This is a genomic window from Thiomonas sp. TH-17 (genome assembly GCF_057473305.1).
Genome location: NZ_JBYCKI010000233.1, coordinates 1 through 11,288, shown reverse-complemented (window position 1 = coordinate 11,288; position 11,288 = coordinate 1). Strand labels below are relative to the sequence as shown.

Genomic DNA, 11,288 nt, shown 5'->3' with positions numbered 1-11,288 from the left:
TGCTTGAGCGCGGCGGCAATATGCACGGCAACCAAGGCGGCCAGGGTGTAGTTCAGCGTGGCGTGCACCAGTTCGAGCAGATGCGCCATTGCCGGGTTGGCGGGCAGCAGGTTGGGCAGCGTCCACACGCCCCACCACACCACGGGCACACCGGCCGCCGAACTCAGCGCCCAGCCGCTCAGCGGTATGCAAAGAATCAGCAGATAGAGCAGTTCGTGCATCAGGGCCGCGGCCGCCTGCTGCCAGGGCGCAATGTCGCCGGGCAGCGGCGGCGGGCGATGCGTGAGCCGCCAAGCGATGCGCAGCACCACCAACAGCAGCACGGTGATGCCGAACCATTTGTGCCACGAATACAGCTCGATTTTGCGCACCGAAAGCGGCAGCCCGTGCATATAAAGCCCCAGCGGAAAGAGGCCGAAAATCAACAGGGCAATCAGCCAGTGCAGCAACTGTGCGGTCAGGGTGTAGCGGGCCACTTCGGCAGCCGGGGTGGAGTTCATGTCTTAACCTCCTGAGCGCTTTCATAAGCGCCCGCCTGCTCCAGCGCCTGCCGCAGACTGTGCAAGGCCTGCTGCGAGGCGGTCAGCTCGGCAGCGCTCAGCTTTGAGAACGCCTGCGCCAGATGCGCCCCATGCGCAGGAAACACTTGCTCGAACACTTTCTGCCCCCGCGTCGTCAGCCGCACGATCTGCCCACGGCCATCGCTCGGGTCGGGCAGGCGCTGCACCAAGCCCTTGGCCAGCAGGCGATCGACCACGCCAGTCAGCGTGCCTTTGGTAATCAGGGTCTTGTCGCCCAACTGCTTGGGGTTCATGCCCTCGGTGTTGCCCAGCGTGGCCACCACGTCGAATTGCGCCGGGGTCAACCCCAGGCTTTGCACATGCGCGGCGGAGTAGCGCTCGAACGCCTGATAGGTGCGCACGAGTTCGCGCAGCAAGGGCAGAAAGGGGGGCGAGGAAGTCACGCGGCAGCTCGGAAGCGAAACATGCGGCGCATCTTAGTTCTCATTAGAACTATCTCTGCGCGCAGGGTCATTGCGGCCTCCGCCAAGGCGGCGGGGCAAGGCGCCGCGAGAAAATTTCAGCCGTGCAGGCGTTCGCTGCCGGGGTCGATCTGCGGGCCGCGATAGAGGAAATCGCTGATGTGCACCGTGACCTGCTCGGGCGTGATCAGCACCACGCCGTAGCCGGGCGCTTCGTGGGTGAACAGATCGGTTTCGGTGAGAAAGTCGAGGCCCGACTGATGCGCCGTGGCCGGCAGGGTGGAGAAGGGAATGCCGTGCCAGCTGCCGGAAATGGGGCGGTGGATGTGACCGAAAAACAGGTGGCGGATGTGGCCATACTCCCGCAGCAAAGCGCCGAAAGCGAGGGCGTCATCGGCGACAAGGTTGATCTCGTCGAAGGCGGCAATGCCCACGCCAAACGGCGGGTGATGCATGAACAGGAAGACCGGCGCCGCGTCAGCCTGCGCGCGATCGAGCTGCGCGCGCAACCACTCGATGCGACCGGCATCGAAATAGCCCGCCGATGGACGCCGCTGATCGGCGTCGCCCAGCACCGTATCGAGCAGGATGAAGCGGCCGGCCGAGGTGTCGTGCGTCCACTGCACAAAACCGTTTTCGTCCACCGGCACGTCGGGAAACGCAGCGCGAAAACGGCCCCGGTGATCGTGATTGCCGATCAGCGGCAGCACCGGCATGGGCAGAAAATCCAGACAGTCTCGCAGGCTGGCATAAGCCGCGGCCTCACCCCAATGCGTGAGGTCGCCGGTGACCACGCACAGCTCGGCGTCGGCATGCTGGTGCGCAATGTGCTCGACCGCCGCCTGCAGCCGCGCCAGCGGGTCGATGCCGTAGAGACTGCGGCCCGGCGTGGTGAGATGGGTGTCGGTGAGATGAATGAGTTTCATGGCGTGTCTTTTGCGGGCAGCAGGCGCATGGCATCGGCCTGCCAGCCGATGTGCACTCGGCTGCCGATGGGCAGTTGCTGCGCGGCGCTGGTGGACAGGTCGGACAGCAAACGCTCGCCGCTATCGAGCTCGACGCGCAAGCGCGTGACGGCGCCAAAGAAGGTGCTTTCGCGTACCGTGCCCTGCAGCACCGCATAGCTCGGCGTGCTGCCGTTGAGCGCATGCAACTGAACATCTTCGGGGCGCAGATAGAGATGCAGCTCACCGCTCGTCAGGCCGCGCGCGCGCGGCGCCTGCAGCGGCTTGTCCATCACGGAAATCATGCCCTGCCCGGCATCGAGCAGACGCGCGGGCAGGCGGCTGGAAATGCCGATGAACTGGGCGACGAAAGGATGCTCAGGCTCCTGATAGATCGCCGCCGGCGCGCCGACCTGCACCATGCGACCCTCGAACATCACCGCCACGCGGTCGGAGATGGACAGCGCCTCCTCTTGATCGTGGGTGACGAACACGGTGGTGATGCCGGTCTCGCGCTGAATGCGGCGAATCTCCTCGCGCAACTGCACCCGCACCTTGGCGTCGAGCGCCGACAAAGGCTCGTCGAGCAACAACAGTGTGGGCTGGATGGCCAGCGCACGCGCCAGCGCCACGCGCTGCTGCTGGCCGCCGGAGAGCTGGTGCGGGTACTTGTCGGCATGGGCCGAAAGGCCCACGAGTTCGAGCATCTTGCCCACGCGGCGGGTTTGCTCGGCAGCGTCGATTTTGCGCACCCGCAAGCCGAAGCGCACGTTCTCCGCCGCGGTCATATTGGGAAACAGGCTGTACGCCTGGAACACCATGCCGAGCTGGCGCTGATTGGCAGGCAGCGCGGTGATGTCGCGCCCGTCCACCCGCACACTGCCGCGCTCGGGGTGCTCGAACCCCGCGATGATGCGCAGCAGCGTGGTCTTGCCGCAGCCCGAGGGACCGAGCAGCGAGACAAACTCGCCGCTGCTCAGATTCAGCGAAATGTCGTGCAGCACGGTGCGGTTGCCGTAAAGCTTGGCCACCCCGTTGATTTCAAGCGTCGCCATCAGTGCGCGCCTCCCAGTTGCGCCTGCCCCTTGCCGCGCCCCGACAGCAGCACGCCCAGCATCGCCAGCCAGGTGATGACAAAGCTCAGCAGAGTGAGTGCCGCCGCCTCGGTGGCCGAGGTCTGGCCGACGTAGTTGATATAGACCGCGAAGGTGTTGAACAGCAGCACATTCGCAAAAGTGAACTCGCCCATGACGATGGCGATGGTGAGCAACGCCGCACCCGCCAGCGCACTGGCGAGATTGGGCACCAGCACCCGCAGCAAGAATGTGCCCCAACCCGCGCCCAGGCTGTGCGAAGCCTCGGTGAGGGTGCGCAAATCGAGCGCGCGCATGCCCACGTCGAGTGCTCGGTAGGTGTAGGGCAGCGCCAGAATGACGTAGGGCACCACCAGATAGTTGGGCGTGCCGACAAACCAGTCGGGCCCATGAAACAGCGCGGTGAGCCCGGCCACCAGCACGATGGGCGGCACGACGAAAGGCAGCACCGAAATGAAGTCGAACAGCGGCTTCATGCGCGGGGCACGCAGGTGCATCCAGAACACCGCGGGCACCAGCACCACCAGGCTCAGCGCGATGGTTTCCAGCGCCAGCCGCAGAGACAGCCACAGGCTGCTCCACATCTCGCTTTGGTGCACCAGACTCGCATAGGCGCTGAGGCCGTAGCGGTCGCCGCCTTCCCAGAAGCTGAACACGCCGGTAGCGAACAAGGGCAGCGCGAAATACAGCCCGACGATGAGCAACAACGCCATGCCCGAAACCGGAAGTCGTTGACGAACCGATGCGTTCATCGTCCTCTCCAGCGATTGGCGCGCCGGGCCACCAGCGCGTACAGCAACATCACCACCACCATCACCGCGATCATGCCCAGCGCCAGCGCGGCGCCAGCTTGCGGCTCCAGCATGACGTTGCCTGACAGCACATTGCTGATTTCGATGGGCACCAGGCCGATATTGCCCGAAGTCAGCGCGTAAGGCGTGGCATAGGCCGAAAACGCATTGCCGAACAGCAGCAGGTAGGCCGACAGCAGCGACGGCAAGAGAATCGGCAGGCCCACATGCCGCCAGTACACCCAGGCCCCTGCTCCGAGACTTTCGGCGGCCTCACGCCATTCACGCCGCAGCCCTTCGATGGCCGGGATGATGACAATGATCATCAGCGGAATCTGAAAGTAGCCATACACCAGAATCAAGCCACTCATCGAGTAGAGATTGAAGCCCGAGGCGTACAGATCGACGCCTAAGCTTTTCAGCCAGACCGTCACCATGCCCAGACTACCCAGGGTGGCGATGAAGGCAAACGCCAGCGGCACCCCGGCGAAGTTCGCCGCCACCGCGCTGAACGAGGTGAGCAGAGAACGCAGCCCCTTGGGCGCCTTGGGATGCAGAATGAAATAGGCCGCCAAGCCGCCAAACACCAGCCCGGCCGCGGCCGAAACCGCCGAGAGCACGATGGAGTTGGAAAACGCCTGCACCGTCTGCGGCTGCGCCAGCTCGGCGATATAGCGCAGGGTCAGGCCGTGCGGGTCGATGAGCGCCTGCGCCAGCAAGCGCAACGCGGGCAGCAGCAGAAACACCAGCACATAAAGCAGAAAGGGGCCGATGAACAGCACCGTGCCCCAGTGTCGGCCCAGCCAGCCCGGCAGGCGCACCGGGCGGCTGGCGATTGACGCCCTATCCGCCGGTGCATCAGATGCCTGCCGCATTACACCTTGACCATCTTGGCCCAGTCAGCCTTGAGCACGCCTTGCGCCTTTTCGGTCTGCGCCTTGTCGGCGAACACCACCTCCTTGTAGGCCGCGGCCGGGGGCAGCTCAGCCATGAGCGACTGCGGAATCACGCCGCGCGCCACCATGTCGTTGAAGCGTGCCGGGTGCGCGTAGCCTTCGAGGTAGATGAGCTGGCCGGCGTCGGACATGAGAAACTCTTCCCACAGTTGCGCCGCCTTCAGGTTGGGGGCAAATTTGCTGATGGCCTGGCAGTAGTAGCCGCCGTAGGGCTTGCCGTCCGTCGGGATGATGGTGTCGATCTTGACCTTGCTGGCCTCTTTCTTGGCCTGCGCAATGTTGAGATAGTCCCAGTTGACGACGATGGGCGTCTGGCCCGAAACCAGGCTGGCCGAAGTGGCATCAGACGGGTTGAAGTTACCGGCTTTGGCGAGCTTGGCGAAAAACTCGACGCCGGGCAACATGCTGTCGAGCGAGCCGCCGTTGGCCAGCGACGCCGCGAACACCCCGGCGAACGCAGCGCCAGCGCCCAGCGGGCTGCCGTTGAGCGCCACCATGCCCTTGTATTCCGGCTTGAGCAGATCGGCCCAGGTTTGCGGCGCGTTTTTCACCACATTGCGGTTCACGCCGAAAGACACCACGCCGAAGTAGTCGCCCCACCACAGCCCGCCGGCATCTTTCATGTTGTCGGGAATGCTGGCCCAGGTCGCCACCTTGTAGGGCTGGAACAGACCTTCCTGCACCCCGGCCAGCGCGAAGGCGGGGCCCACGTCCACCACGTCCGGCCCGCGGCTCTGGCCCTTGAGCGACTTGATCGCCTGCAGTTCCTGCGCCGAGCTGGCGTCGGGAGAGGCGCTGTTGACCTTGATGCCGTACATCTTGGAGAACTCGGCAATCATCTTGCCGTAGTTGGCCCAGTCCGGCGGCAGCGCGATGACATTGAGCTTGCCCTCGGCCTTGGCCGCGGCGATCAGCGCCTTGTCAGCGGGCGCGGCGGCAGCGGCAAACGCATTGCCGACAAAACCCGGAATGAGGGCCGAACCCAGGCTGGCACCCGCAGCACCGGCGGTGAGTTTGAGGAAATGACGGCGGGAATCGTGCGAACGGTTGGTCATGAGTGACTCCAGGTTGTATTGGATAAAGCTCAATTTGCGTAGAGCCGAAAAGCAGCTCGTGATTCTGCTCCAAAATTGTTGCAGGTGGGCTGGCGTTTTCATTGGTGTGACACCACCACCTGACCTCCCAATGATCGCCCCCTACCATCTCGACATGAACAGCGCCGCTATTTTTTCGCCCCCTTCCAGCCTCACGTGCGACGTGCTGGTCGTCGGCGGCGGCATCAATGGGGCGGGCATTGCACGCGATCTGGCCGGGCGCGGCCTCAAGGTGGTGCTGTGCGAGCGCGACGACCTTGCGGCACACACCTCCTCTTCCTCCACCAAGCTGATTCACGGCGGCCTGCGCTATCTGGAGTATTACGAGTTCGGCCTGGTGCGCAAGGCCTTGCAGGAGCGCGAGGTGCTGTTGCGCAGCGCGCCGCACCTGATGTGGCCGCTGCGCTTTGTCATGCCGCACGCGCCGGCCATGCGCCCGGCCTGGATGATCCGCGCCGGGCTTTTTCTCTACGACCATCTGGCGCGGCGCGAGTGGCTGCCGGGTTCAGGCAGCATCGATCTGCGCACCCATGCCGCGGGCGCTCCGCTGAAGGCTGAATACACCCGCGGCTTCATTTATTCCGACGGCTGGGTGGACGACGCCCGGCTGGTCACCCTGTGCGCGGTCGATGCCGCTGAACGCGGCGCCACCGTGCTCACCCGCACCGCCTGCACCTCCGCCACACGCCACGGCACGGGCTGGCAAGCCACCCTGCGCGATGCCGCCGGTCGCGAGCAGCGGGTGAGCGCCCGCGCCCTGGTCAACGCGGCAGGCCCGTGGGCCGAGCAACTGCTCAAGCGCACGGTGCACAACGCCGACGGGCAGCCGCCGCACGAGCGCCGCTCGCTGCGGCTGGTGCGCGGCAGCCACATCGTCGTGCCGCGCCTGTTCGATCATCCGCACGCCTACATCTTCCAGGCGGGCGATGGCCGCATCGTGTTCGCCATTCCTTACGAACGCGACTTCACCCTGATCGGCACGACCGATGTCGAAGTGTCCGACCCCAGCGGCGCCGAGACCTGCAGCGAGGCCGAAGCCGCGTATCTCTGCGCCGAAGTCAACCGCTACTTCCGCACCGAGTTGCGGCCCGAGCAGACCGTCTGGCGCTACGCCGGCGTGCGCCCTTTGCTAGAAGATCACGCCGGCGATGCCAAGGCCGCGACCCGCGACTACAAGCTCGAACTCGACCGCGACGGCGCGCCGCTGCTCACCGTCTGGGGCGGCAAGATCACCACCTTTCGCAAACTCGCCGAACAGGCCGCCGACCAGCTCTGCGCCGCCCTCGGCGAAGCACGCCCGGCGTGGACGCACAACGCCCTCCTTCCCGGTGGCGATCTGTCGGGCTGGATCGGCCCCGCGCAGCGCCCCGACACCGACTTTGCCCGCTTTGTTCAAGTCGTGCAGCAACGCTACCCGTGGCTGCCGCCCGAACTGGCCCGACGCCTGGCCCGCGCCTACGGCAGCCGCATCGACCGCGTGCTACGCGCCGCCGGTGGCCAGACCGCAGCGCAACTGCAAGACCTCGGCGCCGAGATCGCCCCCGGCTTGTTCGAAGCCGAGCTGCGCTATTTGCGCGACACCGAATGGGCCGCCAGCGCCGACGATGTGCTTTGGCGCCGCAGCAAACTCGGTTTGCACCTGCTCGCCGACCACTCGGCCTCGCCCCAGTCTCAAGCCGTATCCGACTGGTTCGCCAGCCGCTGATTGCGCGCCGCGCCGTCGCGCGTGCAAATACCCGCCTGGGTATAGGGGCAACACGTCTCGTTACCCCTGGCGCTTGATCTAAGTCAGACAATTTCTTTAACTTTCAGAAATTACTGAAACTTCGATCAGACCAAACTCATGCAACTCCCGGAACTCACCCAGCGCTTCGTGCTGCACTTTGGCGAAATGGGCAGCCGCTGGGGCATCAACCGCACTGTCGGCCAGATTTATGCCCTGCTGTTCGTCAGCGAGCGCCCGCTCAATGCCGACGAAATCGCCGCCGCGCTCGATTTTTCGCGCTCCAACGTCAGCATGGGGCTCAAGGAACTGGGCGCCTGGAACTTGGTGCGCATGCAGCACCTGCCCGGCGACCGGCGCGATTATTTCTCCGCGCCAGAAGACGTGTGGGCCATTTTTCGCACCCTGGCCGAAGAGCGCCGCAAGCGCGAAATCGACCCCACCCTGTCCATGCTGCGCGACGCCCTGCTGTCTCAGCCCGAGGGCGCTTCCGAGCAATACGCGCAGCAGCGCATGCGCGAAATGCACGATCTCATCGAACTGGCCACGCAGTGGTTCGACGACATTCAGCGCATGCCCAGCGAAGACGTGCGCCAGCTCATGCAACTGGGCGGCGCGGTGCAAAAGCTGATCGCCCTCAAAAGCCGCGTCAAGCAGGTCGCCACGCGCAGGCGGGGCGACAAAGCCGCCGCGCTGCAAGTGGTGGAGAACTGAGATGTGCAACGTCGCCTGCTGGACCTTGCGCATTGATCTGCCGCCGCCGCAGGGCGTCACCCCGCTGTAACGCTTCCCGCTTATCGTTGGCTCAACCTGCCGCCTTGCGCGGCCCGACACGCCAACCGACATCTCACCGCTTCAGGAGTGCATCATGGATTGGCTTCAAAACCCCGAGTTCCTCGCTCGGGTGCAGTTCGGCTTCATTGCGATGTTCCACATCATGTGGCCGCCCCTCACCATCGGGCTGGCGTTGGTGCTGTTCGGCATGGAAGCCGCATGGGTGAAAACCAAAAACGTCTTCTACTTCCACCAGGTCAAGTTCTGGACCAAGCTGTTCCTCATCAACTTCGGCGTGGGCGTGATCAGCGGCATTCCGATGGAGTTTTCCTTCGGCACCAACTGGGGGCCGTTCTCCACCTCGGCGGGCGACTTCATGGGCAACATTCTCGGCTTCGAGACGGCCATGGCCTTCATGCTCGAAGCCGGGTTTCTCGGCATCATGCTGTTCGGCTGGGGCCGCGTCGGCCCCAAGATGCACCTGTTCGCCACCAGCATGGTGGCCTTTGGCAGCACCCTGTCGGCCTTCTGGATCATGGTGGCCAACTCGTGGATGCAAACCCCCGCCGGGGTGAAGCTGGTGGACGGCAAATTTGCCATCACCAACTGGTTCGACGCGGTGTTCAACCCCGATCTGCCCTATGGCTTCGGCCATATGTTCACCGCTGCAATCGAACTCAGCCTGGTCGTCATGGCTGGGGTGAGCGCGTATTACCTGCTCAAAAAACGCCATGTCGATTTTTTCCGCCCGGCGTTCAAGTGGGCCGTGATCGCACTGCTCATCGTCGCTCCGCTGCAGATTTTCATTGGCGATTCTGCTGGCAGTCTGTTGGCCAAAACCCAGCCCGCCAAGCTCGCCGCCATCGAGGCGCACTGGCATACCAACAAGCCCGGCGAGGGCGCACCTTGGGCGCTGCTGGCCATTCCCAACCAGGCCGAGCAGAAAAACGACTGGGCGCTGGAGATCCCCGATGGCCTGAGCATGATCGTCACCAAAACCATGACCGGCAAAGTCGTCGGTCTGGATCACTTCAAGCCCGACGACCAGCCGCCCGTGTGGATTCCGTTTTACGCCTTTCGCGTCATGGTGGCCGCCGGGGTGTTTGTCGCCTTCATGGCCTTCTGGACGCTGTGGATGCTGTGGCGCAAACGTGACCGCATGACCGCGGCGCGCATCAGCGAAAACAAATGGCTGCTGCGGGGCTGGCTGCTCGCGGTACCCGCCATCTACGCCGCGGTTGAAGCCGGTTGGATGACCCGCGAAGTGGGCCGCCAGCCGTGGATCGTCTACGGCATGATGCGCACCAGCCAAGGCGTGAGCAACCTGCCGGCCGACACCGTGCTGTGGTCACTCGCCATGTACATGCTGTTCTACGGCGTGATCGGCGTCGCCGCCTTCGTCTTTGCCGCTCGCATGATCCGCAAAGGGCCTAGCTTCGAAGACCCGCCCGGCGCACCCGGCCAAGGCGGCAAGCCGGAACACGCCGCCGCGCCCAAGCACGTTCCCTTCACCCCACCCGTCGCGCCGGTCTCAGCCAGCGCCAAGCTCGCCGTGAAAGGAGGGCAGTGAGATGGACTTCAGCAACCCGCAAGAACTGCACCACGTTCTGGCCACCGTGTGGTTCCTCATCATCGGCCTGTTCATGGTGTTTTATGTGGTGCTCGACGGCTTCGACCTCGGCGTGGGCGTGCTCTCGCTGTTCGTCGGCGAGCGCCGCCGCAAAGTGATGATGGCCAGCCTGGGCAGCATCTGGGACGCCAACGAAACCTGGCTCGTCGTCATCGGCGGCACCCTGTTCGGCGCCTTTCCGCTGGCCTACGGCACCGTGCTGCATGGGCTCTACATTCCCATCATCCTCATGCTGCTGGGTTTCATGATGCGCGGCGTGTCGTTCGAGTTTCACGAACTCTCCGAACGCAAAGCCTTCTGGGGCGCCATGTTCGGCCTCGGCAGCCTGCTGGCCACCATCGCCCAAGGGTTTGCGCTCGGCGGCCTGCTCAATGGCGTCAAGGTGGTGAACGGCGTGTATGTAGGTAGCGTGTGGGACTGGCTCTCGCCCTTCAGCGTCATCGTGGTGCTCGGCGTGGTGGCCGGTTACGCCATGCTCGGCTCGACCTACCTCATCATCAAGACCAAGGATGAGATTCAGGCCGGGTGCTACCAGCGCGGCCAGTTGCTCGCCTGGATCATGCTCGCCGTCGGCGCCGTGGTCACGGTGTGGACGCCACTGCAATTCCCGCAGATCTTCGCCCGCTGGCTCACCACCCCCAACATCTACTTCTTCGCCGTACTGCCCGCGCTGGCCTTACTCAGCTTCGTCATGCTGCTGCGCGCCCTCAAGCGGCAGGCCGAAGTGGCGCCGTTTGTCTGGACCATGCTGATCTTCCTGTTCTCCTTCGCCGGACTGGCCGCCACCTGGTTTCCGTACATCGTGCCCGGCTCCGTCACCATCGACCAGGCTGCCTCAGACAGCAGCACCCTCGTGTTCATGCTCATCGGCATCGGCATGCTCATCCCGGTGATGATTACCTACAACGTCTACCAATACATCGTCTTCCGCGGAAAAATCGACCCGGACGCGGAGCATGCCTATTGAGCCAAACCACTTCCGGGTCAGGTTGGGTACATTCGCGCCAATTGCCATCAATCCAGCCCTGCCCCTCGTCTTTGCGTTACTCCGCTCGAGCGAGGGGTGCCATGCTCGTTACCTATCCCATATGCCCGCGTCGTACATGAGCCGCATGGTGTAGTTGACTTGCAGGGTCTGATTGCCGCCGCATGTGACCTCGGTCGTTTTTCCGTCCGGTGCCTCGACAATGATGGAAGACCCGCCCCTAACAGGCTGCTGAAATACTTCCGTCTGCAGTCCACGGCACCGGCGTGTGAGCCGTTATGCAGTGAGCCCCCTCAGATCTACTGGAGACCCGAG

11 protein-coding genes are annotated in these 11,288 nt (G+C 64.2%); 4 read left to right on the top strand and 7 right to left on the bottom strand.

Going from position 1 to position 11,288, the window contains the following annotated elements; all coding sequences use genetic code 11:
• From AC2VLV_RS13745 to AC2VLV_RS13715, 7 genes are all read right to left on the bottom strand, one after another.
• The coding region (locus AC2VLV_RS13745) for a cytochrome b (RefSeq protein WP_486990514.1) at window positions 1-500 on the bottom strand (500 nt) is incomplete at its 3' end.
• On the bottom strand, window positions 497-964 hold the full coding sequence (locus AC2VLV_RS13740; RefSeq protein ID WP_486990513.1) for a MarR family winged helix-turn-helix transcriptional regulator: 468 nt from the start codon (window positions 962-964) through the stop codon (window positions 497-499). The genes AC2VLV_RS13745 and AC2VLV_RS13740, both read right to left, overlap by 4 nt.
• Window positions 965-1,080: 116 nt before the next feature.
• A complete protein-coding gene (locus AC2VLV_RS13735) occupies window positions 1,081-1,908 on the bottom strand; it encodes a phosphodiesterase (protein WP_486990512.1) in 828 nt (275 codons plus the stop codon).
• Entirely contained in the window at window positions 1,905-2,981 is a 1,077-nt protein-coding gene (locus AC2VLV_RS13730; protein WP_486990511.1) for an ABC transporter ATP-binding protein, read from the bottom strand. Before AC2VLV_RS13730 ends, AC2VLV_RS13735 begins: the two co-directional genes overlap by 4 nt.
• Complete coding sequence (locus AC2VLV_RS13725) at window positions 2,981-3,772, bottom strand: ABC transporter permease (RefSeq protein WP_486990510.1); 792 nt, start codon at window positions 3,770-3,772, stop codon at window positions 2,981-2,983. The genes AC2VLV_RS13730 and AC2VLV_RS13725 overlap by 1 nt, the downstream gene beginning before the upstream one ends.
• Complete coding sequence (locus tag AC2VLV_RS13720) at window positions 3,769-4,686, bottom strand: ABC transporter permease (protein WP_486990509.1); 918 nt, start codon at window positions 4,684-4,686, stop codon at window positions 3,769-3,771. Before AC2VLV_RS13720 ends, AC2VLV_RS13725 begins: the two co-directional genes overlap by 4 nt.
• Complete coding sequence (locus AC2VLV_RS13715) at window positions 4,686-5,822, bottom strand: ABC transporter substrate-binding protein (protein ID WP_486990508.1); 1,137 nt, start codon at window positions 5,820-5,822, stop codon at window positions 4,686-4,688. Before AC2VLV_RS13715 ends, AC2VLV_RS13720 begins: the two co-directional genes overlap by 1 nt.
• Window positions 5,823-5,976: 154 nt before the next feature.
• Between AC2VLV_RS13715 and glpD the strand changes: the two genes are divergently transcribed.
• The 4 genes from glpD to cydB all read left to right on the top strand — a co-directional run bounded on the left by glpD (window position 5,977) and on the right by cydB (window position 10,955).
• Window positions 5,977-7,566: a glycerol-3-phosphate dehydrogenase gene (gene glpD / locus AC2VLV_RS13710; protein WP_486990515.1), complete on the top strand. Its 1,590-nt coding sequence runs from the start codon at window positions 5,977-5,979 to the stop codon at window positions 7,564-7,566.
• 138 nt (window positions 7,567-7,704) lie between these two features.
• The gene (locus tag AC2VLV_RS13705; RefSeq protein WP_013104417.1) at window positions 7,705-8,298 is read left to right on the top strand and encodes a GbsR/MarR family transcriptional regulator; all 594 of its coding nucleotides are present in this window, start codon (window positions 7,705-7,707) and stop codon (window positions 8,296-8,298) included.
• Window positions 8,299-8,452: 154 nt separating this feature from the next.
• Window positions 8,453-9,928, top strand: coding sequence for a cytochrome ubiquinol oxidase subunit I (locus AC2VLV_RS13700; protein ID WP_486990507.1), 1,476 nt, complete (start codon window positions 8,453-8,455; stop codon window positions 9,926-9,928).
• A 1-nt stretch (window position 9,929) separates the two neighbouring features.
• Window positions 9,930-10,955: a cytochrome d ubiquinol oxidase subunit II gene (gene cydB, locus AC2VLV_RS13695; RefSeq protein WP_486990506.1), complete on the top strand. Its 1,026-nt coding sequence runs from the start codon at window positions 9,930-9,932 to the stop codon at window positions 10,953-10,955.
• Window positions 10,956-11,288: the final 333 nt, after the last annotated feature.